General features: G+C 54.6%; 18 protein-coding genes. 7 read left to right on the top strand and 11 right to left on the bottom strand.

Translation table 11 applies throughout. The annotated features are described in order from the left end of the window. Positions 1-5: 5 nt before the first annotated feature. Positions 6-1,055 carry a nitrogen regulation protein NR(II) gene (gene glnL / locus AC1MDE_RS20935; protein ID WP_479397874.1) on the bottom strand — a complete coding sequence of 350 codons (1,050 nt, stop codon included), beginning with the start codon at positions 1,053-1,055 and terminating at the stop codon, positions 6-8. 186 nt (positions 1,056-1,241) lie between these two features. Further along, positions 1,242-2,651, bottom strand: coding sequence for a glutamate--ammonia ligase (glnA, locus tag AC1MDE_RS20930; RefSeq protein ID WP_034823901.1), 1,410 nt, complete (start codon positions 2,649-2,651; stop codon positions 1,242-1,244). A gap of 440 nt (positions 2,652-3,091) precedes the next feature. Here glnA and typA point away from each other — a divergent pair, with 440 nt between their 5' ends. The 5 genes from typA to fabY all read left to right on the top strand — a co-directional run bounded on the left by typA (position 3,092) and on the right by fabY (position 8,006). Continuing rightward, positions 3,092-4,912: a ribosome-dependent GTPase TypA gene (typA, locus tag AC1MDE_RS20925; protein WP_034823899.1), complete on the top strand. Its 1,821-nt coding sequence runs from the start codon at positions 3,092-3,094 to the stop codon at positions 4,910-4,912. 183 nt (positions 4,913-5,095) lie between these two features. Then, the gene (gene yihX, locus AC1MDE_RS20920; protein WP_034823897.1) at positions 5,096-5,692 is read left to right on the top strand and encodes a glucose-1-phosphatase; all 597 of its coding nucleotides are present in this window, start codon (positions 5,096-5,098) and stop codon (positions 5,690-5,692) included. Beyond that, positions 5,693-6,565, top strand: coding sequence for a virulence factor BrkB family protein (locus tag AC1MDE_RS20915; RefSeq protein ID WP_045815735.1), 873 nt, complete (start codon positions 5,693-5,695; stop codon positions 6,563-6,565). Further along, the gene (gene dtd, locus AC1MDE_RS20910) at positions 6,562-6,999 is read left to right on the top strand and encodes a D-aminoacyl-tRNA deacylase (protein WP_058960148.1); all 438 of its coding nucleotides are present in this window, start codon (positions 6,562-6,564) and stop codon (positions 6,997-6,999) included. Before AC1MDE_RS20915 ends, dtd begins: the two co-directional genes overlap by 4 nt. Positions 7,000-7,058: 59 nt before the next feature. Then, the gene (gene fabY, locus AC1MDE_RS20905) at positions 7,059-8,006 is read left to right on the top strand and encodes a fatty acid biosynthesis protein FabY (RefSeq protein ID WP_058960147.1); all 948 of its coding nucleotides are present in this window, start codon (positions 7,059-7,061) and stop codon (positions 8,004-8,006) included. 130 nt (positions 8,007-8,136) lie between these two features. On the opposite strand, the gene AC1MDE_RS20900 is transcribed toward fabY, so the two are convergent. From AC1MDE_RS20900 to AC1MDE_RS20890, 3 genes are all read right to left on the bottom strand, one after another. After that, entirely contained in the window at positions 8,137-9,816 is a 1,680-nt protein-coding gene (locus AC1MDE_RS20900; RefSeq protein ID WP_480345059.1) for an AsmA family protein, read from the bottom strand. Positions 9,817-9,938: 122 nt separating this feature from the next. Next, positions 9,939-11,315, bottom strand: a complete 1,377-nt coding sequence (locus tag AC1MDE_RS20895; protein WP_058960146.1) for a nucleobase:cation symporter-2 family protein — start codon at positions 11,313-11,315, stop codon at positions 9,939-9,941. Between the two features lie 92 nt (positions 11,316-11,407). Continuing rightward, entirely contained in the window at positions 11,408-12,343 is a 936-nt protein-coding gene (locus AC1MDE_RS20890; RefSeq protein ID WP_058960145.1) for a quinone oxidoreductase family protein, read from the bottom strand. A gap of 70 nt (positions 12,344-12,413) precedes the next feature. Here AC1MDE_RS20890 and AC1MDE_RS20885 point away from each other — a divergent pair, with 70 nt between their 5' ends. Next, positions 12,414-12,890, top strand: a complete 477-nt coding sequence (locus AC1MDE_RS20885) for a MarR family winged helix-turn-helix transcriptional regulator (protein WP_058960144.1) — start codon at positions 12,414-12,416, stop codon at positions 12,888-12,890. Positions 12,891-12,942: 52 nt separating this feature from the next. Here AC1MDE_RS20885 and recG read toward each other — a convergent pair whose 3' ends face one another. Genes recG through gmk form a run of 5 tightly spaced genes read right to left on the bottom strand, consistent with a single transcriptional unit; the run spans position 12,943 to position 18,802 of the window. Further along, positions 12,943-15,021, bottom strand: coding sequence for an ATP-dependent DNA helicase RecG (gene recG / locus AC1MDE_RS20880; protein WP_058960143.1), 2,079 nt, complete (start codon positions 15,019-15,021; stop codon positions 12,943-12,945). Beyond that, on the bottom strand, positions 15,018-15,713 hold the full coding sequence (gene trmH, locus AC1MDE_RS20875) for a tRNA (guanosine(18)-2'-O)-methyltransferase TrmH (protein ID WP_034823857.1): 696 nt from the start codon (positions 15,711-15,713) through the stop codon (positions 15,018-15,020). The genes recG and trmH overlap by 4 nt, the downstream gene beginning before the upstream one ends. Positions 15,714-15,716: 3 nt before the next feature. Further along, a complete protein-coding gene (spoT, locus tag AC1MDE_RS20870; RefSeq protein WP_034823856.1) occupies positions 15,717-17,825 on the bottom strand; it encodes a bifunctional GTP diphosphokinase/guanosine-3',5'-bis pyrophosphate 3'-pyrophosphohydrolase in 2,109 nt (702 codons plus the stop codon). Positions 17,826-17,845: 20 nt separating this feature from the next. Beyond that, positions 17,846-18,121, bottom strand: coding sequence for a DNA-directed RNA polymerase subunit omega (gene rpoZ / locus AC1MDE_RS20865; protein WP_034823855.1), 276 nt, complete (start codon positions 18,119-18,121; stop codon positions 17,846-17,848). Between the two features lie 57 nt (positions 18,122-18,178). Next, positions 18,179-18,802 (bottom strand): guanylate kinase, encoded by a 624-nt coding sequence (gene gmk, locus AC1MDE_RS20860; protein ID WP_034823854.1) that lies wholly within the window; start codon positions 18,800-18,802, stop codon positions 18,179-18,181. 239 nt (positions 18,803-19,041) lie between these two features. Here gmk and ligB point away from each other — a divergent pair, with 239 nt between their 5' ends. Then, complete coding sequence (ligB, locus tag AC1MDE_RS20855; protein ID WP_058960142.1) at positions 19,042-20,784, top strand: NAD-dependent DNA ligase LigB; 1,743 nt, start codon at positions 19,042-19,044, stop codon at positions 20,782-20,784. Here ligB and AC1MDE_RS20850 read toward each other — a convergent pair. Next, positions 20,725-21,342, bottom strand: a complete 618-nt coding sequence (locus tag AC1MDE_RS20850) for a trimeric intracellular cation channel family protein (protein ID WP_058960141.1) — start codon at positions 21,340-21,342, stop codon at positions 20,725-20,727. The genes ligB and AC1MDE_RS20850 overlap by 60 nt on opposite strands. Positions 21,343-21,567: the final 225 nt, after the last annotated feature.

Below are 21,567 nucleotides of genomic sequence, written 5' to 3'. Positions count from 1 at the left end.
AAACCTCACTGGCGAATAGGCAGGTAAACCGAGAATTCGGTATGTCCTGGCCAACTGTTAAATTCTATTTTTCCTGAATGCTGATCGATCAGGCTGCGGGCGATGGAGAGACCTAAACCGGTGCCTCCTTCACGACCACTCACCATCGGATAGAACAGCGTGTCCTGTAGATGAGCAGGAATCCCAGGGCCATCATCTTCGATATCAATACGTGCCACCAGGCGATAACGGGTGCCGTGCAGCGTGAGCTGGAACGCGGTACGGGTGCGGATCACGATAGTGCCACCTTCGTCACCCAGCGCCTGCAACGCATTACGCACTACGTTGAGTAGCACCTGCTCAATCTGATCGGGATCGTGTGGCAGCTCGGGCAGGCTCGGGTCGTAATCACGCACCAGCGAGACATTGTCCGGCAGCTCCATCGAGACCAGATTCACCACGCGCTCCGCCACCTGATGAATGCTTTGTGTGACGTGCATACCGGGCTGTTGGGGCCCCAGTAAACGATCAACCAGATTACGCAGGCGGTCCGCCTGTTCGATAATAATCCGGGTATATTCATGCAGCGAAGGATCGGGCAGAGCACGCGTTAATAACTGCGCGGCGCCGCGTAAACCTCCGAGCGGGTTTTTAATTTCATGCGCCAGTCCGCGCACTAAATCACGTGCAGCGACCTGCTGAGCATGTTGCAGCTGTTCCTGGCTGAGACGGCGTTGATTATCCATCGGCGCCATTTCAAGCAGGATAAGACCATCGGGTAGACGCTGTGCGGTCAGCGACATAATGTGCGCGCGGCCATCGACCACTAACGTCACTTCGCTGTCGGTAAAGCCCTGGCCTGCTCCAAGACTCTCGCTCATCACCTCAATATTCAGCGAAAAATAGCCGGTTAATTCCGGTAATGGCGTGCCGAACAATTTGCGTGAGCTTTGTGCCAGTAATTGCTGCGCTGCCGGGTTGGCATAATGGATAACCAGATCGTTATCGACCAGCAAAATACTGTTGATTAGAGAGTTAAGAATCTGCCCCGCGTCGGGCAATGTGCCAGTTGCCATACAGCGTTCCTCTGCACTAATTTAGTGCATTATAGCCTTTTGGGACTGAAAACTATCATTCGAACGATGAATTCGCGGTGAAAAAAGCCCATCCGGAGATGGGCTAAAGTTTCCACGGCAACAAAAAAACGTTCAGGTTATTTACGCCGCCAATCAGCGGCGTGAAATGCGCTGAAATTTTTTAAATTAAACGCTGTAGTACAGTTCGAACTCAACTGGGTGCGGAGTCATGCGCACGCGGTCAACTTCTGGCTTACGCAGTTCGATATACGCGTCGATAGCGTCATCAGTGAACACGCCGCCACGGGTCAGGAACTCGCGGTCTTCGTTCAGTGCGTTCAGTGCTTCTTCCAGAGAACCTGCAACTTTTGGAATCTCAGCTTCTTCTTCCGGTGGCAGGTCATACAGGTTTTTGTCCATCGCATCGCCAGGGTGGATCTTGTTGATAACACCATCAAGACCCGCCATCAGCAGCGCGGTGAAGGCCAGGTATGGGTTAGCCGCTGGATCCGGGAAGCGTGCTTCGATACGACGTGCTTTCGGGCTCGCAACCACTGGGATACGGATTGAAGCTGAACGGTTACGTGCTGAGTAAGCCAGCATAACAGGTGCTTCGTAACCCGGGACCAGACGCTTGTAAGAGTTGGTGGTTGGGTTAGCCAGGGCGTTGATCGCTTTAGCGTGCTTGATGATACCGCCGATGTAGAACAGAGCAGTTTCAGACAGGCCGCCGTACTTGTCGCCAGAGAACAGGTTCACGCCGCCTTTTGACAGGGACATGTGGCAGTGCATACCAGAACCGTTATCGCCGAACATTGGCTTAGGCATGAAGGTTGCAGTTTTGCCGTACGCGTGAGCAACGTTGTGCACCACGTATTTGTAGATCTGAATTTCGTCAGCTTTTTTGGTCATGGTGTTGAAGCGGGTAGCCACTTCGTTCTGACCAGCAGTAGCAACTTCGTGGTGGTGAGCTTCAACCACCAGGCCCATCTGCTCCATGGTCAGACACATAGCAGAACGGATGTCCTGAGCTGAATCGACTGGTGGAACCGGGAAGTAACCGCCTTTCAGACCTGGACGGTGACCTTTGTTACCGCCTTCGTATTCTTTACCGGTGTTCCATGCCGCTTCGATATCATCGATAGCAACGTGTGAACCTGAAGTAGAAGAACCGAAACGGATGTCATCGAACAGGAAGAACTCTGGCTCTGGTCCAAACAGCACGGTATCCGCGATGCCAGAAGAACGCAGGAACTCTTCTGCACGTTTAGCAATGGAGCGTGGGTCACGGTCGTAGCCCTGCAGCGTGCCTGGCTCGAGGATGTCACAACGGATGATCAGCGTTGGATCTTCGAAGAAAGGATCCATAACTGCAGTGGTCGCATCCGGCATCAGCACCATGTCTGATTCGTTAATGCCTTTCCAGCCACCGATGGATGAGCCATCGAACATTTTGCCTTCTTCGAAGAAGTCAGCGTTAACCTGGTGAGCAGGGATAGTAACGTGCTGTTCTTTACCTTTGGTATCGGTAAAACGCAGGTCAACAAACTTAACTTCGTGCTCGTTCATCATCGAGAGGACGTGTTCAGCGGACATACTTAAACTCTCCTGGAAATGGTCATAATCGTCATGGTGAGAGAACTTCGTTGCCTGGAATGTGTCACGCTTACTGACCACCCCTAACCAAGATCTCGGCAAGCTCTTTTCAACCGTTGTATAACTGTCGTTTTCGCTTGAAAGATATAAAGCGAATTCTGTGCCAACTTTATTACAATGGTAAAAATGGCGCTGTGACGCGCTCTTTCGTGAGTCGGTCACTGCACCAGTATGGATGAGGTGCACTAATTTGGTGCTCCATAGATCAAATATCGCCCCAAAAAGGTGCAAAACACCATCGCAGTGCAGATTAATGCACCGTAATTGGTGCTAAAAAACAGCACTAAGAGAAACTTTAAGGGAATACTGTGATCATGTTCAGTCTTTCGCTTAATCCGTGTACAATACCGCGTTATTTCTATAATGCCTGAGGCAAAGCTGTGATCGAAAATTTGCGTAACATCGCCATCATCGCGCACGTTGACCATGGTAAGACCACCCTGGTTGACAAGCTGCTACAACAGTCCGGTACTTTTGATGCTCGTACCGAAGCGACTGAGCGCGTAATGGACTCCAACGATTTGGAGAAAGAGCGTGGGATTACCATCCTCGCAAAAAACACCGCCATCAAATGGAACGACTACCGTATCAACATCGTTGATACCCCAGGACACGCCGACTTCGGTGGTGAAGTGGAACGTGTTATGTCCATGGTGGACTCGGTGCTGCTGGTTGTAGATGCGATGGATGGCCCTATGCCGCAAACCCGCTTCGTAACCAAAAAAGCCTTTGCTCATGGTTTGAAGCCGATTGTAGTCATCAACAAAGTTGACCGTCCGGGCGCGCGTCCTGATTGGGTTGTTGATCAGGTGTTTGACCTGTTCGTTAACCTCGACGCGACTGACGAGCAGCTGGACTTCCCTATCATTTATGCGTCAGCGCTGAATGGTATCGCCGGTCTGGATCACAACGACATGGCAGACGACATGACCCCGCTGTATCAGGCGATTGTGGATCGTGTTTCTCCACCACAGGTTGAAGTTGAAGCCCCACTGCAGATGCAGATCTCGCAGCTCGACTACAACAACTACCTGGGCGTTATCGGCATTGGCCGCATCAAGCGCGGTAAAATCAAGCCGAACCAGCAAGTCACTATCATTGATAGCGAAGGCAAAACCCGTAACGGTAAAGTCGGTAAAGTACTGGGCCATCTGGGTCTGGAACGTATCGAGAGCGCCGAGGCTGAAGCAGGCGATATCATCGCTGTCACCGGTCTGGGCGAGCTGAACATCTCTGACACCATCTGCGACACGCAGAAGGTTGAAGCGCTGCCAGCCCTGAGCGTTGATGAGCCAACCGTAACCATGTTCTTTAACGTCAACACTTCACCTTTCTGCGGTAAAGAAGGTAAGTATGTGACTTCGCGCCAGATTCTGGAGCGTCTGAATAAAGAGCTGGTGCACAACGTGGCACTGCGTGTTGAAGAAACCGAAGATTCAGACGCATTCCGTGTGTCTGGTCGTGGTGAGCTGCACTTGTCTGTTCTGATCGAGAACATGCGTCGTGAAGGTTTCGAACTGGCGGTATCCCGTCCGAAAGTTATCTTCCGCGAATTCGAAGGCCGTAAACAAGAGCCATTCGAAAACGTGACCCTCGACATCGAAGAAACCCACCAGGGTTCTGTGATGCAGGCGATGGGTGAGCGTAAAGGCGATCTGAAAAATATGGATCCAGATGGCAAAGGCCGTGTACGTCTCGACTACATGATCCCAAGCCGCGGCCTGATCGGCTTCCGTAACGAATTCATGACGATGACTTCAGGCACTGGCCTGCTGTACTCCACCTTCAGCCACTACGACGATGTGCGTCCAGGCGAAGTGGGCCAGCGTCAGAACGGTGTACTGATCTCTAACGGCCAGGGTAAAGCAGTCGCATTCGCACTGTTCAGCCTGCAGGATCGCGGTAAGCTGTTCCTGGGTCACGGTGCTGAGGTTTATGAAGGCCAGATCATCGGTATTCACAGCCGTTCTAACGACCTGACAGTTAACTGCCTGACCGGTAAGAAACTGACCAACATGCGTGCGTCAGGTACTGATGAAGCGACCACTCTGGTTCCACCGCAGAAAATGACGCTGGAGCAGGCTATCGAGTTCATCGATGATGACGAACTGGTAGAAGTGACTCCGCAGTCAGTCCGTATTCGTAAACGTCACCTGACCGAGAACGACCGTAAGCGTGCGTCTCGCGGCGGTAAAGAGTAAGCGAAACAGTCTGATATTTAAGCCCCGCATCGCGGGGCTTTTTTGTGCCTGCAACCCGCTGCAACGCTCGCTTTGTGAAAGTTGTCCCCGATTCCAGAACGCTTATTTCCCCCTCATCGTACCTGTTCAGTCATGCTTTTTGCCGCTAAAGTGAATGATCCAGGGAATAGAAGGAGAGGCGTCATGCTGTACATCTTTGATTTAGGCAATGTGATTGTTGATATCGATTTTAATCGTGTGCTCGGCGTCTGGAGTGACCTGGGACGTGTGCCGCTGGCGACCTTACAAAGTCGCTTCCAGATGGATGAAGCGTTCGAGAAACACGAACGTGGTGAGATCAGCGATCCCGAGTTTGCGGCGCGTATCTGTGATCAACTGGATATCGCCTTGAGCTATCCGCAATTCACCGCGGGCTGGCAGGCGGTGTTTGTCGGGGTGCGTCCGGAAACGCTGGCGATCATGAACACTCTGCGCGCTAAGGGTGAGCGCGTGGTAATCCTGTCTAACACCAATCAGTTGCACTTTGAGTTCTGGCCAACGCAGTATCCGGAAGTGCAACAGGCCGCCGATCACGTCTATATGTCGCAAGACATAGGCATGCGTAAGCCAGAAGCGCGCATCTATCAATATGTGCTTGAGCACGAAGGCTATACCGCCGATCAAGCGGTGTTCTTTGATGATAATCGCGCCAACATTGATGCTGCGCGCGCTTTAGGGATCGAGAGCGTGCTGGTGGAAGACGCGAAAACCGTGCCGGACTGGTTTGCGAGCCGTCGCTGAGTGGTAACACGTAACCACTTGCGCCATTCGGCGCACGCGTTTTTCCTGTGGGTCAAACTGCTCTGGCGCCGTGTTGATGAAGACAACATGACGACGCAGGCCGGGAATCTGGCCTACGTCTCATTGCTGGCTTTGGTGCCGCTGATCGCCGTGGTGTTTGCGCTTTTTGCCGCTTTCCCGATGTTTTCGGAGATCAGCGTCCAGCTTAAGCATTTCATCTTCAGCAACTTTATGCCGGCAGCCGGTGACGTTATCCAGCGCTATCTCGACCAGTTTGTGGCCAACGTCAATAAAATGACAGCGGTGGGGATTGTCGGATTGATCGTGACTGCGCTGTTGCTAATGCACTCGGTAGACAGCGCACTCAACGCGATCTGGCGCAGTACTAAACCACGACCAATGGTTTACTCCTTTGCCGTCTATTGGATGATCCTGACGCTGGGCCCGATACTGGCTGGTGCCAGTCTGGCCATCAGCTCTTACTTGTTATCGCTGCGCTGGGTCAACGTCACTGGCGTGACCAGCCTTATCGATCAGGTATTACGCATCTTTCCTCTGGTACTCGCCATCCTCGCGTTCTGGTTGCTCTACAGCATCGTCCCAACGCGCCGTGTGCCAACGCGTGATGCACTGGTCGGCGCGATTGTCGCCGGGCTGCTGTTTGAGCTGGGCAAAAAAGGGTTTGCGCTCTATGTTACGATGTTCCCTTCGTATCAATTAATTTACGGCGTACTGGCAGTCATCCCGATTCTGTTTTTATGGGTTTACTGGACCTGGTGTATTGTGTTGTTAGGCGCGGAAATCACCGTCACCCTGGATGACTATCGCCAGCTAAAACAGCAGGAACGCGAAAAAGAACGAGAGGAAACATGATTGCTTTGATTCAGCGCGTCAGTCGCGCCAGCGTCGTGGTGGATGACGCGACGGTGGGTGAGATTGACGCCGGTTTGCTGGTGTTGTTAGGGGTGGAAAAGGGCGATGACGAACAAAAGGCCCAGCGGTTGTCTGAACGTGTGCTGGGTTATCGCATCTTCGGTGATGAGAACGACAAAATGAACCTGAACGTACAGCAGGCCGGTGGCAGCGTGCTGGTGGTTTCGCAATTCACACTTGCCGCCGACACCAACAAAGGCATGCGTCCCTCATTCTCGGGTGGTGCCGAACCGGCGGAAGCCGAGCGTCTCTATCACTATTTCAGCGATTGTTGCCGGGCACAGGGTGTGTCCACGGCGAACGGTCGTTTTGCTGCCAACATGCAGGTTTCGCTGGTGAATGATGGCCCAGTGACCTTCTGGTTGCAGGTGTGAGGTTTTCAGCCGAGCGGCCAGGGATCAGCCACGCAAGCTCCGAACGAGAGAATCACTTTATGTATCATCTTCGTGTGCCGCAAACGGCGGAAGAACTGGATACCTATTATCAGTTCCGCTGGGAAATGTTACGTAAGCCACTGCGTCAGCCGCAGGGTTCTGAGCGTGATGCCTGGGATGCACTGGCGCATCATCAGATGGTGGTCGATGAGCAGGGCGCTCCTGTTGCGGTTGGCCGTCTCTATATCAATGCGGAAAACGAAGCGGCCATCCGCTTCCTGGCAGTACACCCTTCGGTGCAGGGCAAAGGATTAGGGACGCTGGTGGCGATGACGCTGGAATCCGTCGCGCGTCAGGAAGGAGCGAAACGCGTCACCTGTAGCGCACGTGAAGATGCCGTGGAGTTCTTCGCCAAGCTGGGCTATGTCAATCAGGGGGAAATCACCGCGCCACAAACCACGCCGGTGCGCCATTTCCTGATGATCAAACCGGTGGTGACACTGGATGACATTCTGCACCGCGCTGACTGGTGTGGTCAGTTGCAGCAGGCCTGGTACGAGCATATTCCGCTCAGTGAGAAAATGGGCGTGCGCATTCTGCAATATACCGGGCAGAAGTTCGTTACTACCATGCCAGAAACCGGTAACCAGAACCCGCACCACACGTTATTCGCTGGCAGCCTGTTCTCACTGGCCACGCTGACGGGCTGGGGGCTGATTTGGCTGTTACTGCGCGAGCGGCATCTCGGCGGCACTATCATCCTTGCCGATGCTCATATTCGTTACAGTAAGCCCATTAGTGGGCGTCCGGGTGCGATTGCCGACCTGGGATCACTGAGTGGCGACCTTGACCGTCTGGCGCGTGGTCGTAAAGCACGCGTGCAGATGGAGGTGGAACTGTTTGGTGATGATGAGCTGGGAGCGGTGTTTGAAGGGGTATATATCGTACTGCCAGCCGATGCAGAGGGTGCATTAGAAGAGGGGGGCTCGGGTGCACGCATTAATTAATGCGTGCAGATTACGTTGTAGCCATCTTCAACCTCAATCGGTAGCAGCGCGAAGAATGGCGCATCGGTGAGCGACAGGGTGTCGCTACTGATACGCGGCATTCCTCGCATCGCTACCGTTTGCTGAAAATCTATTTAACCTGACCCGCATGCATCGTCTGCTGCACCGATTGTGTATCGGTGGTCACGGACACATTACCCTCAACACTTTGGCGCAATGGCTCGGCAGCACTCAATGAACCTTTCACCTGTAGCAAAAGATTACTGTTGCCGCTAAGAGGCAACGCAGGCCAGCCCCAGTTCTGCAACACATTGGCGGGCACCGCCTGACCTTTGAGATTCAGCGTCAATGGACGCTGTGCATCCTGGCCAACACTCGCCGTCCCTTCCAGCAAACCGTTACCGTTGAAGGCGCTCATTTCCGTCACCTGAATCTGCTGATCGTTAGCATTAAAGGCAATGGAGGGATGGCGCAGATCCGTGCGATTAAACGTTGCTTCCGCCGCGTTAAAGCTCGCTTTACCGCCCCAGATTCCCCACTGATGCTGGCGTGCCAGTAGCAGGTTATCGGCGTTACCATCCAGCGCGGTCATCTGGAATGGGAAAGCAGGGTTGATGTCGATCACCAGATTACGATTGGCCGTAGCGTGTGTCACCAGCACGCTATCCAGCCATGATGGCAATGCTTGCTGCCAGCGGTCGCGCCAGTTCTGCGGTAAGGTATATTCCAGCCCGGCAATGGCTAAATCATTCAGCGTCAGGCGTTTATCGCTGCGCGTCCAGTTGCCGCTGGCACGGATCACGCCATTGGCCCACCGTGAACTGAACTGGGCCAACTCAATGCCCTGCGCCGAGAAGTTGGCATTCACAATCGGATCGTTAAGCTCAAAGCCACCATTAATAAAGTTACCGGCATTCATCGACAGTGAGCCATCATCGCTTTGCCAGTCATCTCCTCGCAGCGTGATGTTCTTCAGGGTTAAATCGAGGTCGGTGACAGCCCAATCGGGCCCTTGCAGTCGGGCATCAGTCATATCCAGGCGATTGATGCTCACTGACGGCACGTTGCGCAGAGGATTGAGGAAATCACTCAGATTTTGATGGGTCTGCAGGCGGATATCGTTAAGACGTAGCTGATCAATCTTCCAGTTACCCTGCGCGTCGCGCTCGGCGTTGCCGGTCATCGAACCACGCGCGAGATCGGCCCCAATATTGCTGAATATCATGCGGTGCTGCTTCACACTTCCCTGCAGCAGCACATTGTTGCCCGGAACACCATTCAGCGTCAGCTTGCCTGCGCTCATCTGGAACTGTGCATCGCTGCCCAGCATATCCGTCGGGGTCGGTTTCCACGGGATAATTCCGCCATTAACCCGTTCAGCGATCATCGGCAGCATGCTGTGCGGGCTATCAATGCGCACGTTGTTCAGTTGCAGGCGATTGGCCTGGATAGGCAGCGTGGTATCGGGCGTCTGATTCGCGAGGTTAATCTCGCCATCACGCACGTCGATGCTATCAAAATGCAGCCAGTCACTGAATTGCACCAGCGCCAGTCCAAGATCGACGCGCTTGGCCACCAACACCGCTGGCTGACCATCGTGCCCAAAGCTGAAATCATCCAGCATGATGTGCGAGGGAGAAGAGAAGTTGTGCTCTATCTTGCTGAGGGAAAGATGCCAGGCGGTCTTATCACTTACCCAACGGCTAAACCAACCTGCGCCCCACTGTGTCTGCAGCAAGACATACAGGACAACCAGCCCCAGCAGAATCAGCAGCAGTAAGGTAAGGAAAAACTTGCCTAAAAATTTCATCGCATCCATCCATCCCGATATTTATCCGGTAAGAGGTTGTTATGCCTGAATTACCGTTACAGCTCAACAGCCTGGATGTAAAAGCGGATAAATAACAGGCAGGCCGTAGCCTGCCTTAAGGGTTACTTTTCCTGTGGAAAGACGAGGTTAAGCACGATTGCGGTGATACCACCGGCAGCAATGCCTGAGGAGAGCAGGGTTTTCAGCCAGTCCGGGGCGAATTGCAGAATCAGTGGTTGCTGTGAAACACCCAGGCCAACGGCCAGCGACAGTGCGATGATCATAATGGCGCGACGGTTCAGCGGCTCGCGCGAAACGATGCGTACACCCGATGCCGCAATCGTGCCAAACATCACGATGGTGGCACCACCCAGCACTGGCTCAGGAATGTGCTGCACGAAACCACTCACCGCCGGGAACAGGCCGAGCACAATCAGCATCAGCGCCACGACAAAGCCCACATAACGGCTGGCAACGCCGGTCAATTGGATCACGCCGTTGTTCTGCCCAAAGCAGGAGTTCGGAAACGTATTGAACAATGCGGATACAAATGAGTTGAGGCCATTAGCCAGCACGCCGCCTTTTAAGCGCTTCATATACAGTGGGCCGCTCACCGGTTGCTCTGACACATCCGAGGTGGCAGTGATATCGCCTATGGTTTCCAGCGAGGTCACCATAAACACCAGCATCAACGGAATTAGCAGGTTCCAGTCAAAACCGAGACCGTAATAAAGCGGTGTCGGTACCGCCACCAGCGGTTGATCGGTGGGCGCACTGGTGGCAGGTAGCATATCCAGCGCCCATGCCAACGCATAACCGACCGCCATCGCGATCACCAGTGAAGCCACACGCAGGTAGGGATTGCGCTGACGGTTGAGCAGGATAATCACCACCAATACCGCGCCAGCCAGCAGCAGGTTCTTTGGTGCGCCGAAAGTGTGATCGCTCATCGCCGCGAAGCCACCGCCAATCGAGGTCAGGCCGACCTGAATCAGTGACAGGCCAATAATCATCACCACAATGCCGGAAACTAGCGGCGTGATAATACGACGCGCCAGATGCAGAACGCGTGACAGCACCATTTCGGTACAGGACGCCACCATCAACGTACCGAACAGCGCGGCCATCATGGTCGGGACATCGGCGCCGCCATTTTTCAGGGCCATGCCACCCATAATCAGCGGTGTCACAAAGTTAAAGCTGGTGCCCTGAATGGAGAGCAAACCCGAACCCACCGGTCCCCAGGTTTTGATTTGCAGGATCGAAGCCACACCCGATGCAAACAGCGACATGCTGATAATGTGCTGCGTATCCTGAGCCGGTAAGCCCAGCGCCTGGCAGATCAACAGTGCAGGGGTAATCACAGCAACGAACATCGCCAGCAGATGCTGACAGGCAGCAAACAGCGTTTGTGGCAACGGTGGACGATCTTCGAGGCGGTAAATCAGTTCACTCTTTGGACGGGCTGACTGATGAGATTCAGCGGTATTGACGGACATGGTGCGCGTTCTCAATGACAACAAAGGGGCGATTTTAAACGGTTGCGGTGTGAAAGCAATCGTTTGCAATGCCCCTTTTCACTTGCATTGATTTAAAGCGTAAACACGGTACGGCTGCGGCTATCATCTTCCTGCCATGCCTGAGTCACTTCACTCAACGGGCGCATCTGGAAAGCGACCGAAAAATCACTCTCCGCCGCGGCATTCAACATTTCGCTGATGCAGGCGATCAGATCCGCATCGGATACGCTACCCAGACCGCTGCCCATTAATGTCAGACCCGATGAGCGCAACAGCTTGCTGTGCAGAGTGATCTCCTGGTCACTCAGCGAGCCGATTTGCACGAAGCGCACCGATTTCTCTCCACCCGCGACAGCCGCCTGCATGATATCAAGTGCACTCTGGCCCCACAGGTAATCCAGCACGATATCGATACCTTCTTTCATCAGTGCGGGCAGCGCGCCGGGCAACTCATCCAGCGTCAGGGTGATGTCCGCGCCCTGGGCACGCAGTTGATCGAGCACTTCACGATTGCGTCCAGTGGCGATGATTTTGCCTGCGCCGAGGTGTCGTGCAATGCGCACCGCTAATCCACCTGAAGTGCCGGTGGCGCCATTGATCAGCACCGTTTCACCCGGCTGCAACTGCGCCCGGCGCGTCAATGCTGCCCAGGAGGACATGCCCGGATTGGCGATGGCGGCTGCCAGCACCGGATCGAGTGAGGCGGGCAGAGGCACAATGGCAGTGGCTGGAACCAGGGTTCTTTCCGCCATGCTGCCCCAGGGCGCATCAAAGGCGAGAAAATAGACCGGATCGCCGTTGCTGAGTGTACCGGTGCCGTCAATGCCGGTGATAAAAGGGTAATGCGTGGTGGCGCTGTAGTGTTTGCCAGAAGCGCGTGCTTTCGCCAGCTGACTGACGGCAGCCGCTTTAACGCTGACAATAACATGTTGTTCATCGGCTTGCGGTTCAGGGAAATCAGCGTAAACCGGCTGTTCGCCCGCTGCAGAAACGATAGCTGCTTTCATGCTTTCTCCTTCAGATAATCGGGAACTATGTGTAATATGCACACATTAGTTCTGCCTCGGGATAACGTCAATGAAAAGTGTGCAAAATACACATAATAGTGCAGAGTTCGACGATCTGCATAATGCGCTGCTGATGATTGTGGGTACTTTTAATCGCCCGCAACGTGATGAATTACTAATAAAAGAGTCCAATATTCAACTCGATCGTGCGCTATTTCCGCTGCTGATTCAGATTGGCCGCTTTGGACCGATTGGCGTGGTGGAACTGGCAGAGCGCGCCGGACGCGATTACACCACCGTGAGCCGTCAGGTGGCGAAACTGGAAGAGCTGGAGTTAGCGCAACGACAGAAAAATGCCAAAGACAAACGCGTAAACGAAGCGGTCATTACCGCCACTGGCAAAGCGATGACGGATAAAATCGATGCCGCACGGGCGCAGATTTATCAGCATCTGTTTGAGAACTGGCAGGATAGCGAGCGCACCGAGCTGGCGCGTCTGTTGCAGAAATTTGTCGGTGATTTTATGGCGATCGATCGTAGTGAGTAAGGGCGGGCATCGTGTCGTGTTGGCTCTTTAACACGCCGTCTTTTGCCCTTTTTTAAGCGTTGCTGTAGCGCTCGGTCTCTGGCAGCCAGCGTTCAATCAACCCCTGCGCCTGTTCTGGATAGTGCTGGTGGATATGGCGTGCCACGCGTTGCACTTCCGGGATCATGCCCTGATCGCGCAGTAAGTCTGCAACCTTAAACTCCGCATTACCGGTCTGGCGCGTACCAAGTAATTCACCGGGACCGCGAATTTCCAGGTCGTGCTGAGCGATGACGAAGCCATCGTTGCTGTCGCGCAGTACCTGCAAACGCTTCTGCGCGGTTTTACTGAGGGGTGCTTTGTACAGCAGCACGCAATGCGAGGCGACTGCGCCACGGCCCACACGGCCGCGCAGCTGATGCAGCTGAGCCAGGCCCAAACGTTCCGGGTTTTCGATGATCATCAGGCTGGCGTTGGGCACGTCTACCCCGACTTCAATCACCGTCGTCGCGACCAGTAACTGAATCTCGTTGGCTTTGAAGGCCGCCATGACCGCCTGTTTTTCTGCCGGTTTCATGCGGCCGTGCACCAGCCCAACTTGCAAGCCAGGCAGCGCGAGTTTCAACTCTTCCCAGGTGGCTTCCGCCGCTTGTGCTTCCAGTACATCTGACTCTTCAATCAGCGTACAGACCCAGTAAGCCTGGCGACCTTCAAGGCAGGCGTTTTTCACCCGCTCGATAATATCGCCACGACGGCTGTCAGGAATGGCCACCGTGGTGACCGGTGTGCGGCCAGGCGGTAATTCGTCGATGGTGGAGGTGTCGAGATCGGCATAGGCGGTCATCGCCAGGGTACGCGGAATCGGCGTGGCTGTCATAATCAGCTGATGCGGATGGAAACCTTGCTCTTCACCTTTTTCCCATAGCGCAAGACGTTGATGCACGCCGAAGCGATGTTGCTCATCAATGATCACCAGCGCCATGCCGTTGAATTTGACCTGCTCCTGGAACAGCGCATGCGTGCCGACCACCATCGCTACCTGTCCGCTGGCAATCGCTTCCTGCTGGGCTTCACGTGCTTTGCCTTTTTGCTTGCCAGCCAGCCAACCCACTTCAATGCCTAGCGGCGCGAACCACTGGCGGAAATTGTTGGCATGCTGCTCGGCCAGCAGCTCGGTCGGCGCCATCAGCGCCACCTGTTTGCCATGCGCAATGACATTCAGCGCCGCCAGCGCCGCGACCAGCGTTTTGCCCGATCCCACATCGCCCTGCACCAGACGCATCATTGGGAAGTCGTTGGCTAAATCGCGCTCGATCTCCTCAACCACGCGTTTTTGCGCGCCGGTGGGTGAGAAGGGCAGCGCGGCCAGCAATTGATTCACCAGATTATGCTTAGCAGGCATCGGCAACGCATGATGACGTTGAGCGCCGGCACGAACCGCCAGCATGCTGAGGTTGTGCGCCAGCAGCTCTTCAAGGATTAAGCGCTTTTGTGCGGGATGACGACCGGTTTCCAGCTCGCTCAGACGTAAATCGGGCGGCGGACGATGCAGCGTGCGCAGGGCATCCGGCAAACTCATCAAGCCACCGCTCAGTTCTGACGGCAGCAACTCGGCAATCGGGCAGCTTTCCAGCAACGTCAGCGCTTGATCTGTGAGATTGCGCAGCGTGGCCTGACGAATGCCTTCAGTGGTGGGATAGACCGGTGTCAGGGTTTCCTGTAGCTCGACGCCGCCCTGTTCGCCCTGCACGCGATACTCGGGATGAATAATTTCAGCACCGCGCTGACCACGTTTGATTTCGCCATAAGCGGTGACGCGGCGGCCTGGCGCCAGACTGTTTTTCATCCCGGCATTGAAATTGAAGAAGCGCATGGTCAGCACGCCGCTGCCATCACTGATCTGGCACACCAGCATGCGGCGGCGGCCAAAGGTGATCTCACTGTGTAGCACTTCACCTTCCACCGTGGACCAGACGCCCGGTAGCAGGTCATTAATCTTGTAGAGTTGGGTGCGATCTTCGTAGCGCAGCGGCAGATGCAGCAGCAAATCCTGAATAGTGAACAGGCTGAGTTTAGCCAGTTTTCCCGCCTGACTGGCGCCGACGCCGGTCAGGGTACTGAGCGGTATGGCATCCAGCAGACGGCCTTTCATTTTTTACCTGTGGATTGCATGGTGGCCCACCAGTCGGCATCGGCTTCCACCTCGCCCTGGGCGTTGATATGCGGATAAGGCAGACCTTTTTGCTTCGCCACGCGGGCAAGCACCGGATAACCGCCTTCAAACAGCAAACGCTGCTGTTCATCGGCATCAAGCAGGCTGTGCTGACGTTTGTACATGCCGGCGTTCTGCCGTTGACGCTGCGCTTCATATAGAATCAGCGCGGAGGCGACGGACACGTTGAGCGACTGCACCATGCCCACCATCGGCACAATGATGTCTTGATCGGCGAGCGCCAGCGCTTCAGCGGTGATGCCGGTTTTTTCCTGCCCCATAAGAATGCAGGTCGGTTTGGTGTAATCGATCTCGCGAAAATCCACTGCATTGGCCGACAGATTGGTCGCCAGCACCTGCATCCCCTGATCTTTCAAGTGACGCACGGCTTCTGCGATATGACGATGCGTCTGCACTTTCACCCAACTGTTGCTGCCCGCTGAAGCAGACACCATGGTGCGCATGCGCACGCTAGGCCAGACGGCGTGCACTTCATGGATGCCGACCGCGTCAGCAGTACGAATCACCGCCGAGACATTATGCGGCTTATGGACCTGCTCCATGCACACGGTGAGATCGTGCTGGCGCATGGCCAGCATTTCCTGGATACGAGCAAAACGTTGAGCGTTCATGCACTAATTACGGTTACGGTGAACTTTAATCACATCCGGCATTACGCGGATTTTACGCATAATATTGGCCAGATGGACGCGGTCGTTCGCGGTGAGGCGGATAAAGGCGCTGTAAACACGGCCGTCGCGCTCTTCCGTGTTAAGACTTTGGATGTTGGATCCCGCTGTGTTGATAGCCGCCGTCAGGTTCGCCAGTGCGCCCTGATGGTTGAACATATCCACCTTAATTTCCGCGACAAACTCCTGGTCGATAACCTTGTCCCACTCAACCGGCATGAACTTCTCGGGCTCTTTCTGATAGCCACGGATGTTACGACAGGATTCGTGATGCACCACCAGACCTTTACCCGGGCTGACGTGCGCGACAATAGGATCGCCAGGAATCGGACGACAGCACTTGGCAAAGGTAATCAATACGCCATCAGCACCTTTGATCGGCAGCTTTTTGCGTTTGCTGTTGCTTTGCGGCTGCTCAGCACCCGACTGCAGCAGGTTTTTCGCCACGACCACGCTCATGGCGTTGCCGAGGCCGATCTCCGCCAGCAAATCGTCAATGCTGGTCAGCTTCATGCGCTCCAGCTCGTGCTGAATATTTTCCGGCGGGATCTCTGCCAGCTTCTTGCTGCCGCCGAGCGCATGGCTCAACAGGCGACGGCCAAGGTTAACGGAGTCTTCGCGTTTGAGGTTTTTCAGCAGCTGACGAATCTTGGCGCGCGCTTTTGAACTCACCACAAAGTTAAGCCACGCCGCATTCGGGCGTGCACCTGGCGCGGTGATAATTTCAATGGTTTGGCCGCTGGTTAGCGATTGCGACAGCGGATAAGGCTGGCGATCGACACGTGCACCGACACAGGCATGGCCAATATCGGTGTGCACGGCGTAAGCGAAGTCTACCGGCGTGGCGCCAGCAGGCAGTTCGACGATGCGTCCTTCCGGCGTGAAGACGTAGATCTCATCCGGGAAGAGATCGGATTTGACGCTCTCGATAAATTCAAACGAGCTACCGGCGCTTTGCTGCAGCTCCAGCAGGCTTTGCAGCCAGCGCTGAGCGCGAATCTGTGCGGTCGTGCCGCTTTCACCGGCCTCTTTATAAGCCCAGTGTGCCGCTACCCCCATCTCCGCCATCTGATCCATATCTTCGGTACGGATTTGCACTTCAACGGGCACGCCGTGCGGGCCAATCATTGATGTATGCAGTGATTGATAGCCGTTGGCCTTGGGAATAGCGATGTAATCTTTGACGCGTCCAGGACGCGGTTTGTACAGGCTGTGCATCTGACCGAGCACGCGATAACAGGTATCCAGGTCTTTCACGATAACGCGAAAGGCATAAATATCCATGATCGAGTGGAATCGCTGCTCTTTCAGGTGCATTTTGCGGTAGATCGAATAGAGATGCTTCTCGCGGCCACTGACACGGCAGGGAATGCCTGCTTCCTGTAAGCGCCCGTCGATTTCAGAAAGGATCTTCTGAATCATCTCCTTACGATTACCGCGTGCCGCTTTCACCACCTCTTTGATCACGCGGAAACGATTTGGATAGAGGGCTTCAAAGCCGAGTTCTTCCAACTCTGTTTTCAGGTGATGAATACCGAGGCGGTGCGCCAGAGGACTGTAAATCTCCAGCGTTTCCAGCGCGATACGACGTTTTTTGTCCGGTCGTAACGCACCGAGCGTACGCATGTTGTGCGTGCGGTCAGCCAGTTTGATCAGAATGACGCGGATGTCTTGCACCATCGCCATGATCATTTTGCGGAAGTTTTCAGCCTGGGCTTCTTTCTTGTCGCGGAACTTCAGCTTGTCGAGTTTCGACACGCCTTCCACCAGTTCGGCCACGCTTTTGCCAAACAGCTGTTCCATATCCTGGTAAGTGGCGGGTGTATCTTCGATCACGTCATGCAGCAGCGCTGCCATCAGCGTTTCATGGTCGAGTTTCATCTCGGCCAGAATGCAGGCAACGGCAACAGGATGGGTGATGTAAGGTTCACCGCTGGAGCGTGTCTGACCCTCGTGGGCATCACGCGCGACGAGATAAGCTTGCTTGAGGCGCTTGATTTGCTCCTCAGGCAAGTATTTTTCAATCAGTTGATTGAGGCTTTCAAACAGATACAAGGTTGACCTGCGAAGTGCTGTTAACGACGACCTTCAGCGATAGCGGTAACGGCTTGTAACTCAGCGGCTTCCTGCTCTTGCTGCTCCTGACGATCACGCACATCCAGAATCTGGGTGGTGATCAGGCCTTCTTCGATTTCGCGCAGGGCGATAACGGTGGCTTTATCGTTCTCTTCCGGAACCAGCGGATCTTTACCGCCTACCTGCATCTGACGTGCACGACGTGCAGCGACCAACACCAGGTCAAAACGGTTACCAATTTTCTCTACTGCGTCCTGAACGGTTACGCGTGCCATAGGTGTGCTACTCCACAGATGATGAAGAAATGACTGGGCATAATACTGAAAGTGACTTCAGACTGCCAATAGTTTGCTGATTAAAGCATCATGTCGCGATTTTTGGCGACTCATACGCAGACGTTCTGCGCGAATAATGTGTTTCAGGTCGGTCAGTGCCAGGTCGAAATCATCATTCACGATCAGATAATCGTATTCAGCGTAGTGACTCATTTCCGCCACGGCCTGAGCCATACGGCGGGCGATAACCTCTTCGCTATCCTGACCACGGCCACGCAGGCGACGATCTAACTCTTCAGTCGACGGCGGCAGCACAAAAATGCTGCGTGCGGCAGGCATTTTCTGGCGAATTTGCTGAGCACCTTGCCAGTCGATATCCAGAAATACATCGACACCGGTCGCCAGCACGCGCTCAATCGCGGCGCGCGAGGTACCGTAGTAATTGCCAAACACTTCCGCATGTTCGAGGAAGTCTTCAGCGGCAATCATGGTCTCAAATTCAGGCTTGGAGACAAAGAAATAGTGTTCACCATGAACTTCACCGGGACGCACGCCGCGAGTGGTATGGGAAACAGACACCTGCGTATCGTATAGCGGCTGTGTCTTCAATAAAGCCTGAATCAGACTGGATTTACCCGCGCCACTGGGGGCGGAAACAATATAAAGCGTGCCTTGAGCCATGGTTATCTTGAATTGAGTAAAGAGCGGAGTCGATTTCCTGCACAGTATACACGGCTTAACGGTGCCACGCAGCGTTTGCCGTTGGGCTAAGGTAATTCTTTTTCTGTGAACCCGCGCCAGATAACGCGGTAAGCCGCTGCAAACGGCTTAAAAAGCCGGGAATACGTTTGCTCTTTACCACCTTCAGCACTGGTCATTGCCCTCATCGCACTCTCCAATAGACAAAAAGGAGAGCAACGATGAAAGGATGGTGGTGGTTGTGTTGCTGGTTTTTCACCGCGGCTTGCGGGGCTGAAGCGCTGTGCCCTAACTGGTCACCGGTGCGCGCCGAACAAGAGATGGTTCAATTACATAGCCAGCTACGGCACTGGGATGATGCCTACTATCGCAAGGGCACGAGTCTGGTTAGCGATGGGGACTATGACAGCCTGCAGCAACGCTTACTGCATTGGCAGCGCTGCTTCGCGCCGGATCAACGGGCTTATCAAGCGCAGCCCACAACGGACGGTAGTACCCGACACCCGGTGGCACACACAGGGGTACGGAAACTGCGTGACAAGTTGGCAGTGGCTTACTGGATGCAGGATAAATCGCCACTGTGGATACAGCCGAAAGTCGATGGCGTGGCGGTAACGCTGGTGTATCGACGCGGGCAATTGGTTTCCCTGGTGAGTCGCGGCGATGGCTTGCGTGGCGAAGAGTGGATAACCAAAGCCCGCCATATTCCGGCGATTCCTACTCACATTGAAACCGATCGTGAAGAGGTGGTGCTGCAAGGCGAGCTGTTTCTGCTTATGACCGATCATCAGCAAGCACGTGACGGAGGGCGAAATGCCAGAGCGCAGGTGGCGGGTGCGATGATGCGTCATGAAGTATCCCCGCTGTTGGCAGATCTCGGAATTTTTATCTGGGCATGGCCCGATGGTCCAATCCAGATGCCCGCTCGACTGGCGCAGTTATCACGCTGGGGATTCGGTCTGGCGCAGGACTGGAGCCGCCCAATCAAGAACGAAGAGGAGGCGGAGGTGTGGCGCGATCGCTGGTTCCGTGCATCTTTGCCGTTCGTCACCGATGGCGTCGTGATCCATCAATCACCCGTCGGTGCCGGGCGGGACTGGCAGCCTGGTCAGGGGCATTGGTCCGCCGCGTGGAAATATCAGCCGGTTGAAGTCAGCAGTGAAGTGCTGTCCGTGGATTTCAACGTTGGGCGCACGGGGAAAATTGCCGTGGTGCTGAACCTCACTCCCGTTCAGCTGGATGATAAAACCGTGCGCAGAGTGAATCTTGGATCGCTGCGGCGATGGCGGGAGCTGGATGTCATCGCAGGTGATCAAGTGATAGTCACGTTAGCCGGTCAGGGTATTCCTCGCTTAGAGCGAGTCATTTGGCGGGTGAGAGGGCGAGATTATCCTTTAACACCACAGCAGGGCGAATTTAATCCGCTGTCTTGTTTGCACTTCAACCAGGATTGCCGGCTTCAGTTCTTATCACGCCTCACCTGGCTCAGTCAGAAATCGGTGCTGAACATCCCTGGCGTGCAACGTAGTAGCTGGCAGCGGTTACTGAACAGTGGCGCGATCACTCATCTTTTTTCCTGGCTGACGTTAACGCCAGAAGAGATCGCGCAGGACAGCGGGATGTCCTCTGCGCGGGCACAAGAGATTTGGCAACGTTTCCAACAGACACGTCAGCAACCCTTTCGGCGCTGGGTGAGCGCATTAGGTCTACCGCTTCCCCGAACCGCGTTGCAGGCCTTAGTGGATAACGACTGGACAGCGTTGCTGGCTCGCTCGGCAGATGAGTGGCAGCAGCTACCCGGCATCGGGCGCACACTGGCAGAGCGGATTGTTAGCATGCTGCAGGATGAGGAATTACAGCAACTGATCCGCTTTTTACAGCAGCAGGAAATTCCTGCTGCACCTTTAATGTTCGGGGTGGGGATAGTTGAAGATCGGCAGACCAAGGCGGAAGCGCAGCGCTAATAAACGGCCAATGAAGCCGGCCAGCAGCGTAATGATCACCACGGCTTCATGGGGAAGCGGCGTTTTGAGCAGCAGAATGTAGATCCAACCTGCGGCAAATGCGATACCGGCATAGAGCTCTTTTTGGAACACCAGCGGGATGCGATTGCAGAACATATCACGCAGCACGCCACCAAAAACCCCCGTGATCACGGCGGCAATAGCGGCAATGATCGAGGCATGACCAGAATCCAGCGCGACCTGCGCGCCAATAATGGAGAACACCACCAGGCCAAGCGCATCCAGTACCAGAAACACTTTACGCAGATGATTCATTAAAGGGGCAACAAAAGTGGTCACCACCGCAGCGGCGGCCACGATCATGATGTACTCCGGGTTTTTAACCCAACTCAACGGATAATGCCCGAGCAGGATGTCACGCACCGAGCCGCCTCCGATTGCAGTGACGGACGCAATGATGATGACGCCAAACAGATCCATTTTGCGGCGACCAGCGGCCAGCGCACCGGTCATGGCTTCGGCGGTGATGCCAATAATGTAGAGAACGGTTAATAACATAGAGCACTCCATAAGATCGGCGGTCAGCCTAAAGATTTCCTCAGCTATCGACCACTGAGTATTTCTAAAGCAGACGTCATCGGATTAGCTGTTTTGATGCCGCTCATGCTAACAGGCTTAACCCGCTTGATAAATCAGGAGTGCGTTACGCTTTCGCATTAAAAAATGTGATGTGATCTGTGTGATCGTGCAGGTCTGAGGGGTAAGAGGACGGGTGAAGAAGAG

This window comes from Pantoea folii (assembly GCF_056678875.1).
Note: the sequence above shows the minus strand (reverse complement) of the source record. Positions and strands in the feature narration are given on the sequence as shown.